The sequence below is a fragment of the Kocuria oceani genome, assembly GCF_029524215.1.
Classification (GTDB): Bacteria; Actinomycetota; Actinomycetes; order Actinomycetales; family Micrococcaceae; genus Kocuria; species Kocuria oceani.
This window is the reverse complement of the sequence record NZ_JARAMH010000003.1, coordinates 236,381-262,083: the sequence shown is the minus strand read 5'-3', so window position 1 is coordinate 262,083 and position 25,703 is coordinate 236,381. Positions and strand designations below refer to the sequence as shown.

23 protein-coding genes are annotated in these 25,703 nt (G+C 71.8%); 11 read left to right on the top strand and 12 right to left on the bottom strand.

Annotated features, from left to right (window positions below; all coding sequences use genetic code 11):
• Positions 1-27 precede the first annotated feature (27 nt).
• Positions 28-927: a KPN_02809 family neutral zinc metallopeptidase gene (gene ypfJ, locus PU704_RS04840; RefSeq protein WP_277550425.1), complete on the top strand. Its 900-nt coding sequence runs from the start codon at positions 28-30 to the stop codon at positions 925-927.
• A gap of 263 nt (positions 928-1,190) precedes the next feature.
• Here ypfJ and PU704_RS04835 read toward each other — a convergent pair whose 3' ends face one another.
• The 3 genes from PU704_RS04835 to PU704_RS04825 all read right to left on the bottom strand — a co-directional run bounded on the left by PU704_RS04835 (position 1,191) and on the right by PU704_RS04825 (position 3,792).
• Positions 1,191-1,724, bottom strand: coding sequence for a hypothetical protein (locus tag PU704_RS04835; RefSeq protein ID WP_277550424.1), 534 nt, complete (start codon positions 1,722-1,724; stop codon positions 1,191-1,193).
• A gap of 442 nt (positions 1,725-2,166) precedes the next feature.
• Positions 2,167-2,889, bottom strand: a complete 723-nt coding sequence (locus PU704_RS04830) for an NYN domain-containing protein (protein WP_277550423.1) — start codon at positions 2,887-2,889, stop codon at positions 2,167-2,169.
• 111 nt (positions 2,890-3,000) lie between these two features.
• Positions 3,001-3,792 carry a ZIP family metal transporter gene (locus PU704_RS04825; protein ID WP_277550421.1) on the bottom strand — a complete coding sequence of 264 codons (792 nt, stop codon included), beginning with the start codon at positions 3,790-3,792 and terminating at the stop codon, positions 3,001-3,003.
• Between the two features lie 700 nt (positions 3,793-4,492).
• Between PU704_RS04825 and PU704_RS04820 the strand changes: the two genes are divergently transcribed.
• A complete protein-coding gene (locus PU704_RS04820; protein WP_277550420.1) occupies positions 4,493-5,377 on the top strand; it encodes a calcium-binding protein in 885 nt (294 codons plus the stop codon).
• An 82-nt stretch (positions 5,378-5,459) separates the two neighbouring features.
• Here PU704_RS04820 and PU704_RS04815 read toward each other — a convergent pair whose 3' ends face one another.
• The 5 genes from PU704_RS04815 to PU704_RS04795 all read right to left on the bottom strand — a co-directional run bounded on the left by PU704_RS04815 (position 5,460) and on the right by PU704_RS04795 (position 10,265).
• Positions 5,460-5,822 carry a metal-sulfur cluster assembly factor gene (locus tag PU704_RS04815; RefSeq protein WP_047802736.1) on the bottom strand — a complete coding sequence of 121 codons (363 nt, stop codon included), beginning with the start codon at positions 5,820-5,822 and terminating at the stop codon, positions 5,460-5,462.
• 35 nt (positions 5,823-5,857) lie between these two features.
• Entirely contained in the window at positions 5,858-6,619 is a 762-nt protein-coding gene (gene sufC / locus PU704_RS04810; RefSeq protein WP_047802737.1) for a Fe-S cluster assembly ATPase SufC, read from the bottom strand.
• 41 nt (positions 6,620-6,660) lie between these two features.
• Entirely contained in the window at positions 6,661-7,860 is a 1,200-nt protein-coding gene (gene sufD, locus PU704_RS04805; RefSeq protein ID WP_277550524.1) for a Fe-S cluster assembly protein SufD, read from the bottom strand.
• A gap of 166 nt (positions 7,861-8,026) precedes the next feature.
• The gene (gene sufB / locus PU704_RS04800) at positions 8,027-9,481 is read right to left on the bottom strand and encodes a Fe-S cluster assembly protein SufB (RefSeq protein ID WP_047802738.1); all 1,455 of its coding nucleotides are present in this window, start codon (positions 9,479-9,481) and stop codon (positions 8,027-8,029) included.
• Positions 9,474-10,265 carry a helix-turn-helix transcriptional regulator gene (locus tag PU704_RS04795; protein WP_277550413.1) on the bottom strand — a complete coding sequence of 264 codons (792 nt, stop codon included), beginning with the start codon at positions 10,263-10,265 and terminating at the stop codon, positions 9,474-9,476. Before PU704_RS04795 ends, sufB begins: the two co-directional genes overlap by 8 nt.
• A 238-nt stretch (positions 10,266-10,503) precedes the next feature.
• On the opposite strand from PU704_RS04795, the gene PU704_RS04790 reads away from it, so the two are divergent.
• The 3 genes from PU704_RS04790 (at position 10,504) to PU704_RS04780 (ending at position 13,550) form a co-directional block, all read left to right on the top strand.
• Complete coding sequence (locus PU704_RS04790; RefSeq protein WP_277550411.1) at positions 10,504-11,502, top strand: ABC transporter ATP-binding protein; 999 nt, start codon at positions 10,504-10,506, stop codon at positions 11,500-11,502.
• Positions 11,499-12,287, top strand: coding sequence for an ABC transporter permease (locus PU704_RS04785; protein ID WP_277550410.1), 789 nt, complete (start codon positions 11,499-11,501; stop codon positions 12,285-12,287). Before PU704_RS04790 ends, PU704_RS04785 begins: the two co-directional genes overlap by 4 nt.
• A 237-nt stretch (positions 12,288-12,524) precedes the next feature.
• Entirely contained in the window at positions 12,525-13,550 is a 1,026-nt protein-coding gene (locus tag PU704_RS04780; RefSeq protein WP_277550409.1) for a COX15/CtaA family protein, read from the top strand.
• 6 nt (positions 13,551-13,556) lie between these two features.
• On the opposite strand, the gene PU704_RS04775 is transcribed toward PU704_RS04780, so the two are convergent.
• Together PU704_RS04775 and PU704_RS04770 are read right to left on the bottom strand one after the other, a co-directional pair.
• Positions 13,557-14,474: a dihydrodipicolinate synthase family protein gene (locus PU704_RS04775; RefSeq protein ID WP_277550408.1), complete on the bottom strand. Its 918-nt coding sequence runs from the start codon at positions 14,472-14,474 to the stop codon at positions 13,557-13,559.
• A gap of 66 nt (positions 14,475-14,540) precedes the next feature.
• On the bottom strand, positions 14,541-15,437 hold the full coding sequence (locus PU704_RS04770; RefSeq protein ID WP_047802744.1) for a heme o synthase: 897 nt from the start codon (positions 15,435-15,437) through the stop codon (positions 14,541-14,543).
• Positions 15,438-15,843: 406 nt separating this feature from the next.
• On the opposite strand from PU704_RS04770, the gene tkt reads away from it, so the two are divergent.
• The 6 genes from tkt (at position 15,844) to pgl (ending at position 24,340) form a co-directional block, all read left to right on the top strand.
• Positions 15,844-17,976: a transketolase gene (gene tkt, locus PU704_RS04765; RefSeq protein ID WP_277550407.1), complete on the top strand. Its 2,133-nt coding sequence runs from the start codon at positions 15,844-15,846 to the stop codon at positions 17,974-17,976.
• A gap of 80 nt (positions 17,977-18,056) precedes the next feature.
• Positions 18,057-19,163 (top strand): transaldolase, encoded by a 1,107-nt coding sequence (gene tal / locus PU704_RS04760; RefSeq protein WP_047802746.1) that lies wholly within the window; start codon positions 18,057-18,059, stop codon positions 19,161-19,163.
• Between the two features lie 52 nt (positions 19,164-19,215).
• A complete protein-coding gene (locus tag PU704_RS04755; protein WP_277550406.1) occupies positions 19,216-20,826 on the top strand; it encodes a glucose-6-phosphate isomerase in 1,611 nt (536 codons plus the stop codon).
• A 168-nt stretch (positions 20,827-20,994) separates the two neighbouring features.
• A complete protein-coding gene (gene zwf, locus PU704_RS04750) occupies positions 20,995-22,506 on the top strand; it encodes a glucose-6-phosphate dehydrogenase (protein WP_277550523.1) in 1,512 nt (503 codons plus the stop codon).
• Positions 22,503-23,594 (top strand): glucose-6-phosphate dehydrogenase assembly protein OpcA, encoded by a 1,092-nt coding sequence (locus PU704_RS04745; RefSeq protein ID WP_277550405.1) that lies wholly within the window; start codon positions 22,503-22,505, stop codon positions 23,592-23,594. Before zwf ends, PU704_RS04745 begins: the two co-directional genes overlap by 4 nt.
• Positions 23,591-24,340 (top strand): 6-phosphogluconolactonase, encoded by a 750-nt coding sequence (gene pgl, locus PU704_RS04740; RefSeq protein ID WP_277550404.1) that lies wholly within the window; start codon positions 23,591-23,593, stop codon positions 24,338-24,340. Before PU704_RS04745 ends, pgl begins: the two co-directional genes overlap by 4 nt.
• A 112-nt stretch (positions 24,341-24,452) precedes the next feature.
• Here the strand turns inward: pgl and secG are convergent, their stop codons facing one another.
• Positions 24,453-24,707, bottom strand: a complete 255-nt coding sequence (secG, locus tag PU704_RS04735; RefSeq protein WP_062733570.1) for a preprotein translocase subunit SecG — start codon at positions 24,705-24,707, stop codon at positions 24,453-24,455.
• A gap of 70 nt (positions 24,708-24,777) precedes the next feature.
• Positions 24,778-25,593 carry a triose-phosphate isomerase gene (tpiA, locus tag PU704_RS04730; RefSeq protein ID WP_277550403.1) on the bottom strand — a complete coding sequence of 272 codons (816 nt, stop codon included), beginning with the start codon at positions 25,591-25,593 and terminating at the stop codon, positions 24,778-24,780.
• Between the last annotated feature and the right edge of the window lie 110 nt (positions 25,594-25,703).

Sequence of the window (25,703 nt, the reverse complement as noted above, 5' to 3'; positions counted from 1 at the left end):
GACCGTCAGTGCGCTTATGCTTTGCCCATGACTTTCAGCAACGACTCCCAGCTGGACCCCGGGCGGGTCGGCGGCGGCGGTGGCGGCCGTGGCGTGGCCGTGGGCGGCGGGATCGGCGGCACGCTGCTGCTGCTGGTCGTCGGGCTGTTCTTCGGCCAGGACGGCATCGACGCTCTCACCGGTGGCGGACAGGACACCGGCGGTCCGTCCTCCGGGCAGGAGCAGTTCGCGCACTGCGAGACCGGCGCGGACGCCAACCAGTACAGCGACTGCCGGATGATCGCCACCGCGCAGAGCCTCGACCAGTTCTGGGAGGGCTACCTCCCGCAGGCCACCGGCGAGCGCTACGTGCTGCCGGGCCTGGAGCTCTACCAGGGCCGAGACTCCACCGCCTGCGGCACCGCGTCCTCGGCCGTGGGTCCCTTCTACTGCCCGGCCGACCGGACCGTGTGGCTCGACGTGGCGTTCTTCGACGAGCTGCAGTCCCAGTTCGGGGCCGAGGGCGGACCCCTGGCCGAGGAGTACGTGCTCGCCCACGAGTTCGGCCACCACATCCAGCACCAGATCGGCACTCTCGGCTACGCCCAGCAGGACCCGCAGGGCCCGGAGTCCGGCGCCGTGCGGGTCGAGCTGCAGGCGGACTGTCTGGCCGGGCTCTGGGCCCGCGGCGCGTCCGGCGACACCTCCGGGGCGGTGGATCTGCAGGAGGTGACGCCCGAGCAGCTCGAGCAGGCGCTCAACGCCGCGTCCGTCATCGGCGACGACCGCATCCAGGCCACCACGCAGGGCCGGGTGAACCCCGAGGCCTTCACCCACGGCACCTCGCGCCAGCGCCAGCTGTGGTTCTGGGCCGGCTACCGCACCGGCGACCTGGACCAGTGCGACACCTTCGCCGCACGCGACCTCGACAACCCGCCGGCCCTCTGATCCCGCCCCACCCCCGCTCCCAGCTCCCACGTACGCCGAGCCCCCCATCGCCTGCACCCTCATGCACCGAGTCCCCCATGAAGTCGCAATCCCCCCGGATTGATCGGGGGGAATTGCGAGCCCATGGGGGACTCGGCGTTGGCGGGACGGTCCAGTGGTGAACTGGGTGGCAGTACACCCGGACCGGGTTGCTGAACTGCGTGGACCGGCGGCCGGCGTCGGGTCCGACGTCGGCTGCCGGTGTGCGGGTCTCGACGAGCCGGTCAGGTGCGGGGACGCTCCTCGGCGTCGGTGCTGCTCCCGGGCGCGACGGAACGCTGGTCCCGGAGGCTGTCGTCGAGGCGGGAGTCGTCCTGCCCGGGCGCCTCGCGCTCCTGGCGGCTGGCACCCTCGTGCGACCCCTCGGACCACTCGTCGCGTTCGGCGCGGTCGGTGTGGTCGGCCTGGTCGGTGCGCTCCCCGTCCGGGTCCAGTGTGGCGGCCTCCCGCCGGTGGGCCTCCGCCTCCTCGCGTGCGCGGTCGGCCTCCTCGGCCCGCCGCCGGGCCTCCTGCTCGATCCGGTCCGCCTCGATCCGGGCCTTCTCGGCCTCGGCCCGAGCCGCCTCTGCGTCCGCCTTCTGCTCCCGGGCGGCCAGGCTCTCCTCCTCGCTGCGGGCCCGCAGGTCGGCGGCGCGCTCCCGGTTCCGGCGCTCCACGGCGGCCTGGTGATCCCGCTTCTTCTTGCCGACCCCCACCAGCGCGAGCACGACGAGTGCCAGCACCACGATCGCCAGCACGATCCAGATCCACGGTTCCATCGGACGGTCCTCCTCGGTCGACGCGGCAGTCCCCGGGTTTGGGATCTGCCCGCTCACGTGCCAGCCCGGCGGGCTTGCTACCCGTCAGTTCAGCACCGGCCCCCTGTCCTGTCCACGACTGCAGACGCCCGTCACACCGCCTGATGCGGGCCTGCCGGGGCGGTCAGGAATTCCCCGCGCGAGGGGCGGACATCGCCGCAGGTCGGAGGCGGCAGTCCGAGACAGAACACACGGCGCCGGCCACCGAACCCGGCGCGTGATCCGATGCACGGCCTCCGCACGCTCGGCACGAGTCGGATTGTGTCGTGCCCTGCGGGACCACCGGCCCGGCCAAGCTCCGCACCGCACCTGGCCGGATGCTCCGGTCGTCGTCCGTCGTTCCGGAGGACACAGCGGCGGCACCGAGCGGGTGCAGCGTTCGGGCCGAGGCGGTGCCGCGCCGTCATCCCCTGCGGCCGTCCCGGACGTACACGGTCAGGTGCTGGCGCCGGACGTCGAACAGGCCCGTGGCCTCGATGAGCTCGCTGAGCTTCGCGTAGCCGTAGTTCCGGGCGTCGAAGGACGCCTGGTTGGCGATCTGGCTGCCCACAGCCCCCAGATGCGCCCACCCGTCCTCCCCGCCGGCGGCGTCGACGGCGCTGCGCAGCATCTGGACGAGCCGGGTGTCGCCGCGCAGACTCTGCTGCGGCATCCGCGCCAGAGCCGCCGCTGAACTTTCCGGCGTCGGCGTACCCAGTCCCTCCACATACGTGAACTGCGAGCAGGCGTTGACGAAGGGCGCCGGCGTCTGCTGCTGGCCGAAGCCGTAGACCTTCGCCCCCCCGGTGAGGATGCGCATCACCAGAGGAGTGAAGTCGGCGTCGCTGGAGACAACGGCGAATCCGTCCACAGAACCAGCGTGCAGCAGGTCCATCGCGTCGATGACCATGGCCATGTCGGAGGCGTTCTTGCCCGCGCTGTAGGCGAACTGCTGGATCGGCCGGATGGCATAGGTGTGCAACACCGCCTCCCACTGCTGCAGACGGGGACTCTTCCAGTTGCCGTAGGCGCGCCGCACGTTCGCGGCGCCGTGCCGGGCCACCTCCGCGAGGACGACATCGATCTTCGACGCCGGAGCGTTGTCGGCGTCGATCAGCACGGCGATGCGTTTCTCCTCGGTGCTCACATGCCGACTCTGCCACGGCGGGTGCGATCGTGAATGCGGGACACGACGACCACAGCACCCGGGCGTCGCCGCTCGGGAGTGCCTCCGGGGTCGGGCGGCAGGCGTGGCGGCTCAGGCCAGCGAGAGCGCGAAGGACAGCGCGAAGCCGGCCGCCGTGCTCAGGGCCACCGCGGGACCGCCGTGCTCGTAGGCCTCGGGCATGAGGGTGTCGGCCAGGGAGGCGATCACGGCGCCGGCGGCGAAGGCCAGCGGCAGCGAGATGGTCTGGGGATCGCTCCCGGCCAGGGGCCCCGCGCCGAGCAGCACGGCCAGCACGAGGAGCACCCCGCAGACCGTCCAGAGCAGCACGGCCCGGCCTCTCGCCATGCCCTGCTCCCGCATCGAGGCGGCCCCCACGAGGGACTCGGGCAGGTTGGAGACGAAGATCGCGGCGAGCAGGGCCAGGCCCCCGGTGCCCTCGGTGAGGGAGACGCCCAGGGCCACGTTCTCGGGCACCCCGTCCAGGGTGACGGCGGCGAGCAGGGCCAGGCCAGCCGCACCGCCGGCCGACGCCGCCGTGGGCGCCTTGTCGTCGGCGGCGGCGTCCGGGTCCAGCTTGGCGCTGCCCTGCTGCCGCTCCGCATCCCGGGACCGGGGACCAGGCTGGGCCCAACGGTCCAGCAGGGCGCTGAGCACGGTGAAGACCACGGCCCCGGCGAACAGTCCGCCGACGGCCAGACCGATGCCCCCGCGCTCGTAGGCATCCTCGAACAGCTCGAAGGCCAGGGCGGTGATCAGCGCCCCGGCGGCGAAGGAGAGCAGGATGGCGAGAAGGCGCTTCGGCAGCTCGAAGCGCACCCCGACCAGCGCGCCGATCACCAGGGCGCTGGAGGCGACGAGCCCGAACATCAGGGTCTGGACCATGACCGCAGTGTAGGAGCAGGCCGCGCCGGAGGGGCGGTATGCCGCAACGTTTCCCCGCCCGCGCCCGCGGGACGCCGGCATCGACGCCCGAGGCGGTGGCCCCGCGTGCCCTCGCGGACGGAACGGGGACGGCAGCCGCTGCACGGCGCTGCGGGCGTCGGCCCTGGTGGGAGACGGTTTCGACCTTGATCTGTGACAGAAGCTTTACTTTTCATGGGTTGGAACCGAGCTAGCCTGTAAACACCGAATTGCGGAACCGAGGCACCCTCGGAAAAGCTTTCGACGCCGACGCGCACACGATATTCCGGAGAATACGAGCGGCTCGGCCTTGTTGATGCGGCGATGTGGACCCATCGACCACACTGACACCCTTATCCCTTGTCAGACCCGCATTCGTATTTCCCTGTCCCAATACGGACATCACCCTCGGACCGGGTGATCAAGGCAATCCAGCACGCCCCGCAATGCGGAAGGAGAAGCCAGCAGGAATAGTCCCGGACGGCATCGGTCATCGACGTCGGTCCTTTTCTTACCAAGAGCACGGAGAATTGTCATGAGCAGCATTCTTGACTCGCATGCGCACGCCCCCACGCAGGGAAGCCGGCCTCCTCGCGGGGTCGGAGCTCGGCAGATCGTCCGGCGGAGGTCGGCGAGCATCCTCTCGGCCGGCGCACTGGCCGGGGCCTCCCTCTTCGTGGGCGTGGCACCGGCGCACGCCGACACCGGCGTGCGGATCGACAACGGGGTCCTGGAAGTCACTGGCGACGCACAGTCCAACGACGTGAGAGTCACGGTGGTCCTGAGGCAGGGCGTCGAGCGCTACAGGATTGCGGTGCCGGGAAGCACCGTGAACCCGGGATCAGGGTGCAGGTCCGACGGTACGGCTGCCGTGACCTGTCGGACCTCCGGTGTGTCCTCGATCGATGTGAATGCGGGCAACGGCAACGACAGTGTCACCCTGGACGTGACGGTTCCGACCACGGTGCGGGGAGGCAACGGCAACGACACCGTCAACGGCGGCAACGGCAACGACCGGTTCGACGGCGGCGCCGGCAACGACCGCCTGAACGGGGCCAGCGGCAACGACACGCTCAACGGCGGCAACGGCAACGACGTCCTCAGGGGAGGAAATGGCAACGACACCCTCAACGGCGGCAACGGCAACGACACCCTCAACGGCGGCAACGGCAACGACACGCTCAACGGCGGGGACGGCAACGACACCCTGAACGGGGACAACGGCAACGACACGCTCAACGGCGGCAACGGCAACGACCGGCTCAACGGCCAGAACGGCAACGACCTCCTGAACGGCGCCGACGGCAACGACATCCTCGACGGCGGCAACGGCAACGACGTCCTGACCGGGGGCGCCGGCGCCGACACCTTCAACGGAGGCAACGGCAACGACACCGTCAACGGCGGCAACGGCAACGACTCCGCCAACGGCGGCGCCGGCAACGACACCCTCAACGGCCAGAACGGCAACGACCGTCTGATCGGTGGTCCCGGCACCGACACCGCGAACGGCGGCAACGGCACGGATCGGTGTGAGGCCGAGACGGAGGTGAACTGCGAGAACTGATCCGGCGAGGCCGGACGGACGACGGCGCCCCGCCCACCTCGTGCGAGGTGGGCGGGGCGCCGTGGTCGTGCCGGGAGGACGATCAGATGTTGAAGCCCAGGGCCCGCATCTGGTCGCGGCCGTCCTCGGTGATCCGGTCGGGACCCCACGGCGGCATCCATACCCAGTTGACCCGCCACTCGTCCAGCAGCGGACCGAGGTTCTGCTCGACCTGCTCCTCGATGACGTCCTGCAGCGGGCAGGCCGCAGTCGTGAGGGTCATGTCCAGGATCAGGGCGCCGTCCTCGGCCCACCGCGAGCCGTAGAGCAGGCCCAGGTCGACGATGTTGACGCCGAGCTCGGGGTCGATGACGTTCTTGAGCGCCTCCTCGACCTCCTCCGTGGAGAGCCGGCCCGCAGGGGCCTCGGAGGTGTCGACGGGGGTCTCAGCAGGGGTGTCGGCCATCGCTGGCCTCCTTTCGGTGCTGGTCGGCGCGGCGCTTACTTGGCGGGAGCGAGGTAGCGGTCGTAGCCCTCGTTCTCGAGCCGCTCGGCGAGCTCGGGACCGCCCTCGTCGACGACGCGGCCGTCGGCGAACACGTGCACGAACTGCGGCTTGATGTAGCGCAGGATCCGCGTGTAGTGGGTGATCAGCATGACGCCCATGTCGTTGGTCTCCAGGGCGCGGTTGACGCCCTCGGAGACGACCTTCAGCGCGTCGACGTCGAGGCCGGAGTCGGTCTCGTCGAGCAGGGCCATCCGGGGCTTGAGCAGCTCGAGCTGGAGGATCTCGTGGCGCTTCTTCTCACCGCCGGAGAAGCCCTCGTTGACGTTGCGCTGGATCATGTCCGGGCTGATCTTCAGCTGCTCCATGGCAGCCTTGACGTCCTTCGTCCACGTGCGCAGGGAAGGGGCCTCGCCGTCGATCGCGGTCTTGGCGGTGCGCAGGAAGTTGGAGGTCGTCACGCCCGGGATCTCCACGGGGTACTGCATGGCCAGGAAGAGCCCGGCACGGGCGCGCTCGTCCACGGACATCTCCAGGACGTCCTCGCCGTCCAGGAGGACCTGGCCGGAGTCGACGACGTACTTGGGGTGCCCGGCGATGGTCGAGGCCAGGGTGGACTTGCCGGACCCGTTGGGGCCCATGATCGCGTGCACCTCACCGGAGTTGATGGTGAGGTTCACGCCCTTGAGGATCGGCTTGGTGGTCTCGTCGTCGAGCACGACGGACGCGTGCAGGTCCTTGATCTCGAGAGTTGCCATGGATGGTTCTCCTGTGGTCGGAAAGAGTGTGGGGAAAGGGCTCAGTGGTTGGCGGAGGCGAGCTCGTCCTGGACGGCCTCGCGCAGCCGCTCCTCGATGTCCGGGACACCGATCTGCTGGAGGATCTCGAACAGGAAGCCGCGCACCACGAGCCGGCGCGCCTCGTCCTCGGGGATGCCCCGGGACATGAGGTAGTACAGGTGCTCGTCGTCCAGCTGCCCCGTGGTGGAGGCGTGGCCGGCCCCGGCGATCAGGCCGGTCTCGATCTCCAGGTTGGGCACGGAGTCCATGCGCGGCCCGTCGCCCAGGATCAGGTTCCGGTTCAGCTCGTAGGTGTCGGTGCCCTCCGCGGTGGCGCGGATCAGGACGTCGCCGACCCACACGCCGTGCGCGTTCTCGCCCTGCAGCGCGGACTTGTAGGTCACGCGCGAGGTGCAGTGCGGCTGGGAGTGGTCCACGAACAGCCGGGACTCCAGGTGCTGGCCGGCGTCCACGAACGTGAGGCCGTACATCTCCACGGAGCCGCCGGGGGCGTCGAAGCGGGTGGACGGGGTCACGCGCACCAGGTCACCGCCGAGGGAGACGAGCACGTGCTTGAACGAGGCCGACCGGCCCAGGCGCGCCTGCTGGGCAGAGGCGTGCACGGCGTCGTCGTCCCACTCCTGGAGGGTCACCACGGTGAGGTTGGCCGAGTCGGCCACGCGGAACTCGACGTTCTGCGAGAGCACCGCGCTGCCGTGGTGGCGCAGCACCACGAGCGCCTTGGAGAAGGGCTGGGCGTCGATCACCAGGTGCTGGGCCGCCGGGGTGGCGTCCGTGCCGTGGATGTCCACGAGGACGGGCGCGGCGATCTCGGCCTCCTGCGGCACCGTGAGCACGGTGGCCTCGGTGACGCTGCTCCACGCGTTGGCGGAGACCCGGTCCTCGGGGATGCCGGCGCTGCCGATCCGGGCGTCGTCGCGGCCGACGGTCTCCACGCGCACGGCGTCGGAGTCCACGGTCACCGCCGGCGCCGGGCCGGTGAGGGCGTCGGCGTGCAGGCCCTTGAGGCGCTTGACCGGGGTGAACCGGAAGTCCTCCTCCTTGCCCGTGATCTTCGGGAAGTCCGCGACGTCGTAGGACGTCTGCCGCCCGGCACGGGACGAGTCCGGGCCCTCGGCGCTGCCGCCGCGGGCGGACTCCCGCACGAGGGTGTCGTTCTCGACCTTGTCGCGGGCGAGCCGCTCGCCCTCCTGGTCCATGCCCGGGATGGCGACGCGCCCGTCCCCGGTCGGGACCCCGTCGACCTTCTCGCCCAGGTTGTCGTAGACGTCCTTGGCCGTGCCGACGGCCTTGTCGGCCACCGCGGTGGCGGCGGAGGCGGCGGCCTCCGCCGCGTTGCGAATCGTTTCGTTCAGCTTGGACATGTCAGCCAACGGATCCTTCCATCTGCAGTTCGATGAGGCGGTTGAGTTCGAGCGCGTACTCCATGGGGAGCTCACGGGCGATCGGCTCCACGAAGCCGCGCACGATCATCGCCATGGCCTCGTCCTCGGCCAGGCCTCGCTGCATGAGGTAGAACAGCTGCTCCTCGGAGACCCGCGAGACGGTCGCCTCGTGGCCCATGGACACGTCGTCCTCGCGGATGTCGACGTAGGGGTAGGTGTCCGAGCGGGAGATCGTGTCGACCAGCAGGGCGTCGCAGACCACGTTGGACCTCGAGCCCTTGGCGCCCTCGCGGACCTGCACGAGACCGCGGTAGGCGGCGCGGCCGCCGTTGCGGGCCACGGACTTCGAGACGATCGACGAGGAGGTGTTCGGCGCGATGTGCACCATCTTCGAGCCGGTGTCCTGGTGCTGGCCCTCGCCGGCGAAGGCGATCGAGAGGGTCTCGCCGCGGGCGTGCTCCCCGGTCATGTAGACGGCCGGGTACTTCTGGGTCACCTTCGAGCCGATGTTGCCGTCGATCCACTCCATGGTGGCGCCCTCGTGGGCGATGGCGCGCTTGGTCACCAGGTTGTACACGTTGTTCGACCAGTTCTGGATGGTCGTGTAGCGCACCCGGGCGTTCTTCTTGACGATGATCTCGACCACGGCGGAGTGCAGCGAGTCGGAGTTGTAGATCGGCGCCGTGCAGCCCTCGATGTAGTGGACGTAGGAGTCCTCGTCCGCGATGATCAGCGTCCGCTCGAACTGGCCCATGTTCTCGGTGTTGATGCGGAAGTAGGCCTGCAGCGGGATCTCCACGTGCACGCCCTTGGGGACGTAGACGAAGGAGCCGCCGGACCACACGGCGGTGTTCAGCGAGGCGAACTTGTTGTCGCCCACCGGGATGACCGTGCCGAAGTACTCCTCGAAGAACTCCGGGTGCTCCTTGAGAGCGGTGTCGGTGTCCATGAAGATGACACCCTGCTCCTCGAGGTCCTCGCGGATCTGGTGGTAGACCACCTCGGACTCGTACTGGGCGGCGACGCCGGCCACGAGCCGGCCGCGCTCGGCCTCGGGGATGCCGAGCTTCTCGTAGGTGTTGCGGATGTCCTCGGGCAGGTCCTCCCAGGTCTGGGCCTGCTTCTCCGTGGAGCGCACGAAGTACTTGATGTTGTCGAAGTCGATGCCGGAGAGGTCCGCGCCCCAGGCGGGCATGGGCTTGCGGTCGAAGAACTTCAAGCCCTTCAGCCGCAGGTCGGTCATCCACTGCGGCTCGCTCTTCTTGGCCGAGATGTCCCGGACGACCTCCTCGTTGACGCCGCGGCGCGCGGAGGCGCCGGCGACGTCGGAGTCCGCCCAGCCGTACTCGTAGGTGCCGATGCCCTCGAGCTCCGGGTTCTTCTCCAGGATGTCGGCGATGACAGTGTCGTTGCCGCTGGCGATCTGTTCAGTCATGACGGCCTTCCTCTGTTGTCTGGTCTGTGGGGTGGTCCGTGGTCGTCCGGGCCGCGGCGGGTCCGGGCCGTGCGAGGGGCACGTGCGTGGTGCACACGTGCGCGCCGGCGGCCTGCGTGGAGAGCCGGCGGACGTCCGTGCCGAGCAGCCGGGCGATGAGCTCGGTCTCCAGCTCGCAGAACTGCGGGTAGCGGGCGGCCAGCTCCCGGACGGGGCAGTGGCCCTGGCACAGCTGCGCGGAGACGATGGTGCGCTGGTCCCCGCGCCCCACGGCGACCTCGTTCGTGGACGCGGCGAAGCCGTCCTGGCTCAGCAGGCGCACGAGCACCGGCAGGCGCTGGGCGACCTCGGGCCCGGCGGCCTCGACCTCGGGCCGGTAGGCGGCCTCGAGCCGGTCCACGCGCTCCTGGATGAACTCGCGCACGGCGTCGGGGCCCGCGACGCGCCGGATGGCCTCCAGGGCGTCGGTGGCGATCTCGAGGTAGTCGTCGCCGAGCTTCGCGTGGCCCTCGGGGGCCACGACGTAGCGGCGGGCGGGGCGGCCGGCGCCGCCGGTGCGGCGGCGGACCATGGTGACCTCGATGTAGTGCTGCTGCTCGAGGGCGTCGAGGTGGCGCCGCACGGCCGCCGGGGTGAGCTCGAGCATGTCGCCGAGGTCGGCGGCCGAGACCGGCCCGTGCTCCAGGACGGCCCCCAGCACGCGGGAGCGGGTGTTCTCCTCCTGCTCCGCCCGCGGTCCGCCGGAGGAGCGGGACAGGCTCCGGGCGTCCGTGGTGTGGGTCATGGGTGGACCGTGCGCTTCCTGATCGGAGGTGGGGTGGAAGGTGGTGTGCTGCGCGAAGCCCCCCGCGCGGGGGCTCACTGAATACACAACCTCAGTATGTCGTTATTCATTCCGGTGCGGCCAGTAAGTTCAGCCTTACCCGGGCCCGCCCCGGAAATCCCGACCTATTCATAATAACCCGCCGGGGCGGCGGGACCAAGGGGAACGGGGCGGCGGCGCGCACCACTACACTGGTCCGGTGCCCGCCCACAGTCCCCCCGCGTCCTCGCCCGCGCTGGCGATCGAGCGCCTCGTCAAACAGTTCCCCGCCCGCCGACGACGCCCCCGCCGGGGTCCGGAGCAGGGGGCGGACGCGGTGCACGCCGTCGACGGCCTCTCCCTGACCGCCCGGCACGGCGAGATCACGGCGCTGCTCGGGCCCAACGGCGCGGGCAAGACCACCACCCTGGAGTGCGCCCAGGGCCTGCAACGGCCCTCGGCGGGCGCCGTCCGTCTGCTCGGGCAGGACCCGTGGCAGGCAGGTCCGGAACTGCGCGCCCGGGTGGGCGTCATGCTCCAGGAGGGCGGACTGCCACAGGCGGTGCGCCCGCTGGAGCTGCTGCGGCACGTCGCCTCCCTCTACCGCAGCCCGCGGGACATGGACTCGCTCGTGGAGCGGCTCGGCATCAACGGCTTCGACCGCACGGTGGTCCGCCGCCTCTCCGGCGGCCAGCGCCAGCGGGTGGCCCTGGCGGCCGCCCTGGCGGGCAATCCGGAGGTCCTGTTCCTGGACGAGCCCTCGGCCGGGATGGACCCGCAGTCCCGCAACATCGTCTTCGACCTCGTGCAGCAGCTGCGCCGCGAAGGCGTGTGCATCATCCTGACCACGCACCTGCTCGACGACGCCCAGCGGCTGGCCGACCAGGTCTACATCGTCGACCACGGCCGGGTCATGGCCCAGGGCTCCGTGGCCGAGCTGGTGGCCCCCGGCGCGGACGCCCCGGCCGTGCTGGCCCTGACCCTGACCCCCGAACAGTCCGGGGCCGGTCCCTTCCCGTGGGAGGGACCCGGGTTCGAGGAGGTGCACGCGAACCGCTCCGACCGCACGGTCACGCTCACCGGCCGGCTCACCCCGGGACAGCTCGAGTCGGTGACCCGCTGGTTCACGGCCACCGGGACCCTGCCCGAGTCCCTGTCCCTGCAGCCCCGCACCCTCGAGGACGTCTTCCTCGACATCTCCGGACGGGAGATCCGATGACCGCACCCGCCCAGCCCCGCGCCACGCCCCCGCGCTCGGACCCAGCCCCCCTGGTCCGGCGGGTCGCCGCGCAGTCCCGCTACGAGGCCCTGACCATGCTGCGCAACGGCGAACAGCTGCTGCTGCTGGTGATCCTGCCGCTGATGGCGCTCGTGGCGCTGACCCTCACCGACCTGCTGGACGCCGCGGTCCCGCCGGGGCTCACCCGCGTGGACGTGGCGGTGCCGGGCGTGCTCACCCTGTGCGTGCTCTCCAACGCGTTCTCCGGCCAGGGCATCCAGACCGGCTTCGACCGCCGCTACGGCGTGCTGCGCTTCCTCTCGACCACGCCCCTGGGCCGCGGCGGGCTGATCACCGGCAAGCTGGTGGCGATCGTGGCCGTGCTGGCGGTGCAGTACGTGCTCGTCGGGGCCCTCGGCGCCGCCCTGGGGTGGCGCCCGGACCCGGTGGCGGTGCTCGTCTCCGTGCCGGTGCTGCTGCTCGGCGCCGCCGCCTTCACCGGGCTGGGCCTGCTGCTGGCCGGCACCGTGCGCGCCGAGGCGACCCTGGCCGTGACCAACCTCGTCTGGGTGGTGCTCGCGGCGGTCGGCGGGACCCTGTTCCCCTCCCGCACGCTGCCGCCGGCGCTGTCCTGGCTGGTGGACCTGCTGCCCTCCGGGGCGCTGGGCACCGCGATGCGGGAGACCTTCCTCACGGGTGGGCCCACGCTGCTGCCGCTGCTGGTGCTCGCCGTCTGGGCCGCCGCCGCGTGGGTCGCCGCGGTGCGCTGGTTCCGCTGGAGCTGACCGCCGGTCCGGTCCCGGACGGGACGGCGCGCCGCCCAGCGGCGCGGAAGGCCCGGCGAGCGGGACGGCCGGGGTGCCGCCGGGCTGCCCGCCCGGGGGTGCCGGGGAGCCGCCGCCCCGGTGCCCGGGGGCGCCGCTCCCCGCTCCGTGCGCTTCCCGCCCGTGCGCGGAGCGGGGCGAAGGCGGATAAACTGGGACGGCAATCGCACCCGCCGCCCTCCGTCCGGAAGTGAAGCCATGACCCCCGCCAGCGACCCCACCGACGCCGACGTCCGAGCGGACGGCAGGTTCCTGATGCCGACCCGGATCACCCCGTGGGTGCGGTGGATGGCGGTGGCCTCCCTGCTGGCCAACTCGCTGCTGATCCTCACCGGCGGGCTGGTGCGGCTCACCGGCTCCGGCCTGGGCTGCCCCACCTGGCCCCGCTGCACGGACGAGTCCTGGACGAACACCGCCGAGATGGGCCTGCACGGGGTGATCGAGTTCGGCAACCGACTGCTCACCTTCGTGCTCGCGCTCGTGGCGGTCCTGACGTTCCTGGCCGTGCTGCGGCTGGGCCACCGGCACTGGGACCTGATGCTCATCGCCCTGGTGCTCGGTCTGGCCATCCCGCTGCAGGCCGTGGTCGGAGGAGTGGTCGTCCACACCGGCCTGAACCCGTGGCTCGTGGGCATCCACTACCTGATCTCCAGCGCGATGATCGCCCTGTCCGCCGTTCTGGTGAACCGGACCCGCAGACGCTCCCTGCCGGCCGTCCGCGACGCCGAGCGCCCCGGCCAGGCCCTGAGCCAGCGGCGCCTGATCCGCACCCTCGTGGTGACCCTCGGTGTGCTCACCGCCCTGATCCTCTACCTGGGGACCCTGGTCACCGGCACCGGTCCGCACAGCGGGGACGACTCCAGCGCCCGGCACGCCTTCGACGCGTACCTGATCACCCGGGCCCACGCGGTGCCGGTGTACCTGATCGTCGTCACCGTGGTCGCGGGGCTGGTGCTGGCGCGGCGCCGGCGGTGGCCCGTGCCCGTGGCGTCGGCGCTGCACGTGATGCTGGCCGTGCTCGTGCTGCAGGCGCTGATCGGCTACTACCAGTACTTCAACGGCCTGCCGATCGTGGCGGTGGCCCTGCACCTGGTGGGCTCCGCGGCGCTGGTCTGGGCCGCGGCCCGGACCGTGGAGAAGGGCTTCGCGCTCACCCGAACCCCGGACGCGGTCGTGCGCGCCGCCCCGGACCAGCCGGTCGCCGAGGCTCCCGCCCGCGGCTGAGCGTGCTCAGGCCCGCTCGTCGGGGGCCTCGTCGAGCAGCTCCTCGACCGCCTGCGCCAGCCGCTGACGGCTGGCCGAGGGAATGGGCAGCAGCGGCCGCCGGGGCGGGGCCGTGCTCACCCCGCAGACCTCCGCGAGGGCGTAGAGGGAGCTGAGCGGGCGCTCCTGGCGCAGGATCTCCAGCAGCGGGGCCAGAGCGGCCTGCCACATGCGCACGGCCTCCTCGTCGCCCTCGACCACCGCGGCGCGGAAGGCGGCGTACTGGCGCGGCAGCACCGCCGCGATCCCCGAGTGCCACCCGGCGGCGTCCGGCGCCGCCTCGTGCAGCAGCCGCTCCCCGCTGACCCCGTGCGCGGTCCCCGGCTCGGCGAGCTCCGCGAACCGGGCCCGCCGCTCGGCGTACTCGCACGGGGTGCCGGCAGTGTCCTTGAAGGCGTTCACGTTCTCCAGCCAGGACAGCTCGGCCGCGAGCTCCACCGGGTAGCTGAAGCCCGTCGTCGTCGGATTGTTGTAGACGCACAGCGGCAGGGACACGGCCGCGGCCACCGTCTCCACCTGGTCGGCGATCTCCTGGGACACGAGGGGGATGTAGGACAGCGGGTTGAGCACCAGCCCGTCCGCCCCGCCGTTCTCGGCGGCGTAGGCCATCTCGAGGACCTCGCGGGTGGTCATGGCCGAGATCCCGGCGCCCACCGGCACCCCGGAGCCGCGGGCGGCCTCCACCGCCACGCGCACGACCTCGGCCCGCTCGTCGCCGGAGAGGTACGCGAAGCTTCCGGAGCTGCCCAGCACCACCACCGAGTCCACCCCGGAGCGGGACAGCCGGCGGACGTAGCGCTCGAGGGACTCCAGGTCCAGCCGGCCGCCCGGCTGGAAGGGGGTGATCGGATAGGCCACGAGCCCGGTGAAGGTCATGCTGAGCATGCGTCCATCCTAGGACCGCCCCGGGGACGGGCCGGTCCCCGGGGCGGCACGGGCGCCGCGCCGGGCTCAGAGGATGGGACCGCCCACGAACGGGTCCACGGCCAGGGCGAGGAAGACGAACGTGATGTAGGCGATCGAGCCGTGGAACACGTACATCGCCTGCTTGTCGGTCGGCCGGCCGGCCACGGCGAGGGCGTGCAGCTTGTGGCTGTGCCGCACGAACCACGCGCCCGCGCCGAGGGCGGTCAGCGTGTAGACCCACCCGGCGCCGCCGACCGGCACCAGCAGCAGGGAGCACACCAGCGTGGCCCACGCATAGAGCACCACCTGGCTGCCCACGGTCCGGGCGCTGGAGACGGCCCCCAGCATGGGGACCCCCGCGCGGGAGTAGTCGTCGGCGTACTTCATCGACAGCGGCCAGTAGTGCGGCGGGGTCCACAGGAAGATGAACAGGAAGAGCACGAGGGCCGGCCAGTCGAGGCCGCCCGTCACCGCGGCCCAGCCGATGAGCACGGGCATGCACCCGGCCACCCCGCCCCACACGATGTTCTGGGCGGTGCGCCGCTTCAGGACGATCGAGTAGAACACGGCGTAGAGGAAGATGGCCGCGGCCCCGAGCGCGCCCGCGAGGACGTTGACGCCCACCGCCAGCCACACCACCGAGACGACCGCCACGACCCAGGCGAACACGAGGGCCTCCCGGTCGGTGACCTCACCGGTGACGAGCGGACGCTTGGCCGTCCGCCGCATCACCCGGTCCTCCTCCCGGTCGATGTAGCAGTTGAACGCCCCGGCGGCCCCCGCGGCGAGCGTGCCGCCCACGAGGGTGTTGAGGATCAGCCAGAAGTCGGGCATGCCCTGCTGGGCGAAGATCATGGTGGGGACGGTCGCGACGAGCAGCAGCTCGATGATCCGCGGCTTCATGAGGGCCACGTAGGCCCGAAGCTTCCGGGAGAACGTCATCCGGCCCCCGGGACGGGAGGCCGCCGCACCACGCTCGTGCTCGGTGCCGAGGACCGGTCCTCCTGCGGTGCTCGACGTCTCGAGTGAGTTCACGAAATCATTGCTCCCGGTTGCGGTGGTGTCCCCCGCTCGGTGCGCGAGGAGGCCCGGCGCCCGCGCGTCGCCGACACGGCGACGGTCGGCGCAGCAGTTGCGGGCGCGGAAGAAGGTCCTATACAGCATAGCGCGTGGCGCTGTCCGTTCCCGCCCCGGGAATGCCGGGAACGGGCAGATCGGCAGGCCCGTTCCGGTGGTTCCGGTCACGTCACCGAAATGCGTGTGACCTAAGCTGGACCCAGACCGCCGGTCCAGGACCGGCGTCCGCTGCGCACGGCAGCGGCTCCCAGCAGAAAGGGCTCCGATTTTCGTGACCGATCTCGATGTGAAGCTGAAGTGGACCGAGCAGGACCAGCGCGCCGTGGACACCGTCCGGGTGCTGGCCGCGGACGCGGTGGAGAAGGTGGGCAGCGGACACCCGGGCACGGCGATGTCGCTGGCCCCGGCGGCGTACCTGCTGTTCCAGAAGGTGATGCGCCACGACCCCACCGACGACCGGTGGACGGGGCGGGACCGGTTCATCCTCTCCCCCGGGCACACCTCCCTGACCCTGTACCTGCAGCTGTTCCTCTCCGGATACGGCATGGAGCTGGAGGACATCAAGTCGCTGCGGACCTGGGGGTCGAAGACCCCGGGGCACCCGGAGTACCGGCACACCACCGGGGTGGAGATCACCACCGGCCCGCTGGGGCAGGGCCTGGCCTCTGCGGTGGGATTCGCCTACGCCCAGCGCTACACCCGGGGCCTGTTCGACCCCGACGCCCCGGCCGGGGAGTCCCCGTTCGACCACACGGTGTACGTGATCGCCTCCGACGGGGACCTGCAGGAGGGGATCACCTCCGAGGCGTCCTCCCTGGCCGGGGTGCAGGAGCTGGGGAACCTCGTGGTGATCTACGACCAGAACCACATCTCCATCGAGGACGACACCGACGTGGCCTTCACCGAGGACGTGCTCAAGCGCTACGAGGCCTACGGGTGGGACGTGAACCGGGTGGACTGGACGAAGTCCGGGGACTACGTCGAGGACGTCGAGGAGCTCTACGCGGCGATCCGCGCGGCCAAGGCCGAGACGTCGAAGCCCTCGATGATCGCGCTGCGCACGATCATCGGCTGGCCGGCCCCGACCAAGCAGAACACCGGCGGGATCCACGGCTCCAAGCTCGGGGCCGAGGAGGTCGCCGCCACCAAGGAGATCCTCGGCTTCGACCCGGAGCAGACCTTCCAGGTGGAGGAGGAGATCCTGGCCCACACGCGCGGGATCCAGGACCGGATGAGCTCCTACCGCCAGGAGTGGGAGCAGAAGTTCGACGACTGGCGGGAGGCCAACCCCGAGCGGGCGGCCCTCTACGACCGGATCCGGGCCGAGGAGCTGCCCGAGAACCACCGGGAGGCGTTCCCCGTCTTCGAGGCGGGCAAGGACGTGGCGACCCGCTCGGCCTCGGGGAAGGTGCTCAACGCCATCGCCGAGACGTTCCCGGAGCTGTGGGGCGGTTCTGCCGACCTGGCCGGGTCCAACAACACCACCATCGAGTCCGCGGCCTCCTTCATCCCGGAGGCCCGCTCCACGAACAAGTGGACGGGCCACCCCTACGGACGGGTGCTGCACTTCGGGATCCGTGAGCACGCCGCGGCGGCGATCGTCAACGGCATCACCATGTCCTCCCAGACGAGGGCGTTCTCCGGGACGTTCCTGATCTTCTCGGACTACCAGCGCCCGGCCGTGCGGCTCGGGGCCCTGATGAAGGTCCCCTCGATCTACGTGTGGACCCACGACTCGATCGGTCTGGGCGAGGACGGGCCCACCCACCAGCCGGTGGAGCAGCTCTCGGCCCTGCGCGCGATCCCGGGACTGGACGTGGTCCGCCCGGCCGACGCCAACGAGACCGCCATCGCCTGGCGCACGATCCTGGAGGGGCACGAGCGCCCCGCCGGTATCGCGCTGACCCGTCAGAACGTGCCGACCTTCGCCCGCCAGGACCTCCACCCCGAGGCCGAGGGCGAGAAGTTCGCCTCCGCCGAGGGCACCGCCCGCGGCGGGTACGTGCTGGCCGACTCCGAGGGCACCCCGGACGTGGTGCTGATCGGCACCGGCTCCGAGGTGTCCCTGGCGGTGGAGGCCCGTGAGCTGCTCAAGGAGCAGGGCGTCTCCGCCCGGGTGGTCTCCATGCCGTGCCGGGAGTGGTTCGACGCCCAGGACGCCGACTACCGCGAGTCCGTGATCCCGGCCGCCGTGAAGGCCCGGGTCTCGGTGGAGGCCGGGATCGCCATGTCCTGGCGGGACCTGATCGGCGACGCCGGGCGGGCGGTGTCCCTGGAGCACTTCGGGGAGTCGGCCGACTACGAGACCCTCTACCGCGAGTTCGGCATCACCGCCGAGGCGGTGGTCGCGGCCGCCCAGGACTCCCTCACCGCCGCTCAGGAGTCCGTCTCCGCGAACCGCTGACCCGCGGCGCGCACCGACAGAGCACCTTCCGCGCAGCGCGTGCCCCGCACGCGCCGCCCCGAACACGAGGACTGACACACATGACCACCCCCACCCAGAAGCTCTCCGACGCCGGCGTCTCGATCTGGCTCGACGACCTCTCCCGCGAACGCCTCACCTCCGGCGGCCTGCAGCGGCTGATCGACGAGAAGGACGTCGTGGGCGTGACCACCAACCCCACGATCTTCGCCGCCGCCCTCGCCGCCCACGACGCCTACGAGGACCAGGTCAAGGAGCTCGCCGCGGCCGGCACCGACGTCGACGAGGCCGTGCTGGCCATCACCACCGACGACGTCCGCGACGCCTGCGACCTGTTCGCCCCGATCGCCGAGGCCACCCAGGGCGTGGACGGGCGGGTGTCCATCGAGGTGGACCCGCGCCTGGCCCAGGACGCGGACGCGACCGCGGCCATGGCCCAGCGCCTGTCGACGACCATCGGCCGGGACAACGCGCTGATCAAGATCCCGGCCACCGAGGCCGGGCTGCCCTCGATCACCGCGACCATCGCCGAGGGGATCTCCGTGAACGTGACGCTGATCTTCTCCCTGGAGCGCTACCGCGCGGTCATCAACGCCTACCTGCTGGGCTTGGAGCAGGCCCTGGAGAACGGCAAGGACCTCGCCGGGATCCACTCCGTGGCCTCCTTCTTCGTCTCGCGCGTGGACGCCGAGATCGACAAGCGCCTGGACGCGGTCGGCACCGAGGAGGCCGAGGGCCTGAAGGGCCGGGCCGGCCTGGCCAACGCCCGCCTCGCCTACCAGGTCTTCGAACAGTCCCTGGACACCGAGCGCTGGGCGCGCCTGGCCGCGGCCGGGGCGAACCCGCAGCGGCCGCTGTGGGCCTCGACCGGGGTGAAGGACCCGTCCCTGCCTGACACCCTGTACGTCGCCGGCCTGGTGGCCCCGAACACCGTGAACACCATGCCGGAGAAGACTCTCGAGGCGACCTTCGACCACGCCGAGATCACCGGCGACACGATCACCGGCACCTACGAGGAGTCCAACGAACTCCTGGACCGGATCGCCGGCGTGGGGATCTCCTACGACGAGGTCGTGGAGAAGCTCGAGGCCGAGGGACTGACCAAGTTCGAGGACTCCTGGGCGGAACTGCTCGAGACGGTCCGCACCGCCCTCGACAACGCCCGCTGAGCCGGAGCGTCCCACACCCGTACCGCCCTGCCCGACCCGAAGAAGGAGACCCATGAGTTCCCTGTCCGTCCAGACCTCCGGCGCGGCCCGCGAGGCCGTCGACCGGCACGTCCCCGCGCTCGTGGGCGACGGGTTCGCCTCGAAGCTCTTCGCCCAGGACCCCACGCTGTGGGGTGCCGCGGCCGAGGAGGAGTCCGCCAAGCGGCTGGGCTGGGTGGAGGCGGCCGAGGTCTCCCGTCCGCTGGTCGCCCAGATCACCGCTCTGCGGGAGGAGTTCGCCGCCGAAGGGGTGGACCGGTTCGTGCTGGCCGGCATGGGCGGGTCCTCCCTGGCCCCCGAGGTGATCACCCGCACCGCGGGCGTCGAGCTGTTCGTGCTCGACTCCACGGACCCGGAGATGGTCGGCGCGGCCCTGGCCGACCGGCTGGAGCGGACCGCGATCGTGGTCTCCTCGAAGTCCGGCTCCACCGTGGAGACGGACTCGGCCCGCCGGGTCTTCGCCCGGGCGTTCGAGGAGGCCGGGATCGACGCCGCCTCGCGCATCGTGGTGGTCACCGATCCGGGCTCCCCCATGGAGTCCTCGGCCCGGGAGGCCGGCTACCGCCGCGTCTTCACCGCCGACCCGACCGTGGGCGGGCGCTTCTCCGCGCTCACCGCGTTCGGGCTGGTCCCCTCCGGCCTGGCCGGGGTGGACGTGGAGGCGCTGCTGGACGATGCCGACGAGGCCGCCGAGGTGCTGCGCGAGGACGCCGAGGACAACCCCGCCCTGCACCTGGGGGCGGCCCTCGGCGGCACGGAGCCCCTGCGCAACAAGCTGGTCTTCCGGGACCTCGGCTCCGGGATCGCCGGGTTCGCCGACTGGGCGGAGCAGCTGATCGCGGAGTCCACGGGCAAGGAGGGCAAGGGCGTGCTGCCCGTCGTCGTCGGCGACGGCGACGCCCCGGAGGCCGGCGCCGCCGACGTCCTCGTGGTGGAGCTCGTCGCCGAGGACGCCGAGGAGGCGCCGCAGGGCGACGTCGTCCGGGTGGCCGGGTCCCTCGGCTCGCAGCTGATGCTGTGGGAGGTCGCCACCGCGGTCGCCGGGCGTCTGCTGGGCATCAACCCGTACGACCAGCCGGACGTGGAGTCGGCCAAGAACGCGACCCGGGCGCTGCTCGCGGACAAGCCGAAGCCGACGCCCGCCGACGTCGTCGACGGCCCGGTCGAGATCCGCGGCGCGCAGGAGCTGCTCGACGGCACCCGCACGGTCGAGGACGCGCTCGGCAAGCTGCTCGCCCAGCTGCCGGCGACCGGCTACCTGTCCGTGCAGGCGTACTTCGACCGCCTGGCCTGGACGGACCTGGAGGGCATCCGCCCGGTCCTCGCCCGGGCCACGGGCCGGCCCGTCACCTTCGGGTGGGGTCCGCGGTTCCTGCACTCCACCGGCCAGTACCACAAGGGCGGCCCGGCGGAGGGCGTGTACCTGCAGATCACCGCCGCCTCGGGGACGGACCTGGACATCCCGGACAGCCCCTTCAGCTTCGGCGAGCTGATCTCCGCGCAGGCGGACGGGGACGCCCAGGTCCTCGCCGACCACGGCCGCCCCGTGCTGCGGCTGCGGCTCACCGACCGCGCCGAGGGCGTGGCGCGGTTGCGGCAGGCGGTCGAGGCCCTCGGCCGGTAGCCGGTCGGAGCCACCAGCAGCGCTGTCCTAGAATGGGAGGACGCCACGGTCGGCGCGGGACGCCCCGCGCCGACCGTTGTGCGTGGAGGAGCTCGAGGGCGGCGCCCGCCCGCGGGCCCGCAGAGACGTGAAGGAGTACCGTTGCCAGACAACAATGCCCGCAATCCCCTGCGGGACCCGAGGGACAGACGGCTCGTGCGGGTCGCCGCCCCGTCGGCGCTCGTGCTCTTCGGCGTGACCGGCGACCTCGCGAAGAAGAAGCTGCTGCCGGCGATGTACGACCTCGTGAACCGGGGGCTGCTGCCGCCGTCGTTCGCGCTCGTCGGCTTCGGCCGCCGCGACTGGTCCCACGAGCAGTTCCGCGAGGTCGTGCGGGAGTCCGTGGAGGCCCACGCCCGCACCCCCTTCCAGGAGGACGTGTGGCGCCAGTTCGCCTCAGGCGTGCGGTTCGTGCGCGGGGAGTTCGACGAGGACAAGGCCTACGAGGCGCTCAAGGCGACCCTCAAGGAGCTCGACGTCCACGCCGGGACGCGCGGCAACCACGCCTTCTACCTCTCGATCCCGCCCAAGGCGTTCGAGACGGTGTGCCAGCAGCTCGCCGACCACGGGCTCGCCCAGCACGAGAACGCCGCCGGGTGGCGCCGGGTGGTGATCGAGAAGCCCTTCGGCCACGACCTCGCGTCCGCGGCCGAGCTCAACGCCATCGTGGAGCGGGTGTTCCCCGCCGACTCGGTCTTCCGCATCGACCACTACCTGGGCAAGGAGACGGTCCAGAACATCCTGGCCCTGCGCTTCGCCAACCAGATGTTCGAGCCGCTGTGGAACTCCCGCTACGTGGACCACGTGCAGATCACCATGGCCGAGGACATCGGCATCGGCTCCCGCGCGGGCTACTACGACGGCGTGGGCGCGGCCCGTGACGTCATCCAGAACCACCTCCTGCAGCTGCTGGCCCTGACCACCATGGAGGAGCCGCTGTCCTTCCAGGCGCACCACATGCGCGCGGAGAAGGCCAAGGTGCTCGCCTCCGTCGTGGTCCCGGACGACCTCGCGGCGCACTCGGCGCTGGGGCAGTACGAGGCCGGACTGCAGGGCGGGCAGCGCGTGCGGGCCTTCCACCAGGAGCAGGACATCCCCGAGGACTCGCGCACCGAGACCTACGCGGCGCTGCGCCTGGACATCAACAACCGCCGCTGGGCGGGCGTGCCGTTCTACCTGCGCGCCGGCAAGCGCCTGGGCCGGCGCGTCACCGAGATCGCGGTGCAGTTCAAGAACTCCCCCAACCTGCTCTTCGGGGACAACGGGCACGAGGCCCTGGGGCAGAACGTGATCGTGATCCGGATCCAGCCCGACGAGGGCGTGACCATCCGGCTGGGCTCCAAGGTGCCCGGGACGCAGTCGGAGATCCGCGACGTCACCATGGACTTCGGCTACGGCCACTCGTTCACCGAGTCCAGCCCCGAGGCCTACGAGCGGCTCATCCTCGACGTGCTGCTCGGGGAGCCGCCGCTGTTCCCGGACCACGAGGAGGTCGAACTGTCCTGGCGCATCCTCGACCCCTTCGAGGAGTGCTGGGCGGAGCAGGAGATCATGCCGGAGCCGTACGCGCCGGGGTCCTGGGGACCCGCCGCCGCCGACGAGCTGCTGGCCCGCGACGGACGCGTCTGGAGGCGACCGTGATCGTATCGATGGAGAACACCACCACCTCGGCCATCGACAAGAAGCTGAGCCAGCTGAGGGACCAGCACGGCGTGGTCACGCTGGGCCGGGTGCTCACGCTGGTGATCCTCGCCCAGGCCGGGCACTCGGAGGCCGCGCTGGAGGCGGCGAACTTCGCCAGCCACGAGCACCCGTGCCGGATCCTCGTGCACGTGGCGCACTCCTCGTCCGAGGAGACCCGGCTCGACGCCCAGCTGCGCATGGGCGGGGACGCCGGGGCGTCGGAGGTCATCGTGCTGCACGGCTACGGCGAGCTGGCCGAGCCCACGGAGACCCTGTTCTCCGCGCTCCTGCTGCCGGACGCGCCCATCGTGGCGTGGTGGCCGCACACCGTGCCGCCGCCCTCGCCGCACACCTCCTCGATCGCCGGGATCGCCCACCGGCGGATCATGGACTCCGCGCGCAGCGACGACGCCTACGAGACCCTCGCGGAGCTGCGCCGACGGTACGTGCCGGGCGACACCGACCTCGCCTGGACGCGGGTCACCAACTGGCGGATCCAGCTCGCGGCGGTCCTCGACCAGGCCGACCCCGCGCCCGTGCGCGAGGTCGTCGTCGAGGGCTGCGGCCGCTCCCCCAGCGTGGTGCTGCTCGGCACCTGGCTCGGCACCCGGCTCGACGCCGAGGTGACCTTCGTGAACAACCCCGGTCCCCGCCGCCTGGACCGCGTCACGCTGGTGCGGGACGACGGCGAGATCGTGCTCGAGCGGCCCGGGCGCACGGTCGCCTGGCTCCGCCAGCCGGGCCAGCCGGACCAGCAGATCGCCATGCCGGTGCGGGACCTCAACGCCTGCATCGCCGAGGAGCTGCGCCGCCTGGACCCGGACGAGGTGTACGGCGAGGTGCTGACCACCGGGCTGCGCGACGTCCGGGTCGCCCGGATCGTCGACACCGCCGGGGAGCTGGCGCCCGGGGCGGCGCGGTTCCTGGCCGAGCACGGCGGGGGCCGGGCCGACGGGGAACAGCCGGCGGCCCCCGGGACCGCTGTCCCGGCGTCCGAGCCGGTCGCGCAGGCCGCATCCACCACCTCCGGGGAGGACCGCGCGTGAGCCCCGGAGCCGAGACGGTCCCCCACCCGGACAAGGACACGCTGGCCGCGGAGAGCGTCGAGCGGGCCCTGGCCGTCCTCGCGGAGGCGCAGCAGGAGCGCGGGGAGGCCACGGTCGTCCTCACAGGCGGGAGCATGGGCGCCGCCGTGCTCGCCGCGCTCGGCGCCTCGCCCCGCCGCAGCGAGGTCGACTGGTCGCGCGTGAACGTGTGGTGGTCGGACGAACGGTTCGTGGCCGAGGACAGCCCCGAGCGCAACAGCGTCCAGGCCGTGGAGGCCCTCGGCGGCGCCCTGACCCTGGACCCGGACCGGGTGCACTACATGGGCAGCGCCGACGAGTTCGCCACGGCGGAGGAGGCCGCCCTCGACTACCGTCGCGAGCTCGCCGCCGCGGCCGACGCGGAGCAGCGCGCGGAGGCCTTCCCCGTCTTCGACCTCTCCCTGCTGGGCCTCGGGCCGGACGGCCACGTGGCGTCCCTGTTCCCCGGCCTGCCGCACGTCCACGAGACCGGGGCCACCGTGGTCGCGGTGCACGGCTCCCCCAAGCCCCCGCCGGACCGGATCAGCATGACCCTGCCGCTCGTCAACGCGGCGCGGCGGGTCTGGTTCCTGGTGGCCGGGGCTGACAAGGCCGAGGCCGTCGCGGCCGTGCGGGCCGGCGCCCCGCTGGAGCGCACGCCCGGCGCCGGGGTCCGCGGGACCGAGGAGACGCTGCTGCTCGTGGCCCGGGACGCGCTCGGCGGCTGAGCCGCGAACGCGGCCGGCCCCGGGTTCCCCGACCGATCACGGAATGTCGTGGTCGGCCGGGGAACCCGGGGCCGGTTGCGTGCGGAGCGCGCTCAGCCGGTGCGGAAGCGGGTCAGGCGGCGACCTCGGTGAAGCGCATGGTCAGCGCGTACGCGGCGATGGACAGCGCCCACACCACGGCGGTGGCGGTGGTGAGCCGGATGAGGTTCTTCTGGGCCACCCCGGAGGTGTTGAGCGACTGGGTCATCCCGCCGCCGAACATGTCGGAGAGCCCGCCGCCCTTGCCCTTGTTCAGGAGCACGAGCAGGACGGCCAGGAGGCTGGTGATCACGATGATCGCCAGGAGCACGGTCTGCAGAATTTCCACTGGGGCCTTCCCTCGGGGTGTCCGTCGAGCAGCCGCGCCGGGCGGGGCGCGGACGGTCAGGGGGTCGTGATCAGTCGGTCACGAGGTGCTGCTCGAACCTGGCAATGCTAGCAAACTCCTGCGCGTCGAGGCTGGCGCCGCCGACCAGCACGCCGTCCACGTCCTTGCCCTGCAGGATCGCCCCGGCGTTGGCGGCCTTCGCCGACCCGCCGTAGAGGATGCGGGTCTTCGCGGCGGTCGCCTCGTCGTAGAGCCCGGCGAGCTCCGCGCGGATGGCCGCGGCCATCTCCTGGGCGTCGCCGGGGCCGGCGACCTCGCCGGTGCCGATCGCCCAGACCGGCTCGTAGGCCACGACGAGCTCGGCCACCCGCTCCGCGTCGAGTCCGGCGATGGAGCCGCGCAGCTGCTCGAGGGTGAACGCGACATGCTCCCCGGCCTGGCGGACCTCGAGGCCCTCGCCCACGCACAGCACCGGGACGAGGCCGTGGCGGTGGGCGGCGCCGATCTTGGCGTTGCACTGCTCGTCGGTCTCGCCGTGGATCGTGCGGCGCTCCGAGTGGCCCACGAGCACGTAGGTGCAGCCGAGCTTGGCCAGGAACTGCCCGGAGATGTCGCCGGTGTAGGCGCCGGAGTCCTTGTCGGAGAGGTCCTGGGCGCCGTAGACCACGCGCAGGTCGTCGCCGTCGACGAGGCTCTGCACCGAGCGCAGGTCGGTGAACGGCGGGAAGACCGCCACCTCGGCGCGGGAGTAGTCGTGCTTGGCGTCGTCCAGGGTCCACGCGAGCTTCTGCAGCAGCGTGATGGCCTGGGCGTGGTCCATGTTCATCTTCCAGTTGCCGGCGATCAGCGGCGTGCGGTCGAACTGTCCGTTGGTCTGCGAAGTCATCGGGGAACTCCTGTCCGCGGCGGGTGCGCCGCTCGTCGTGCGGGTCGGCAGTGGTGCGCTGGGCCGGAAGGGCACCCAGGCCGTGCAGGGCCGGGGTGCCCTTCCGCGGT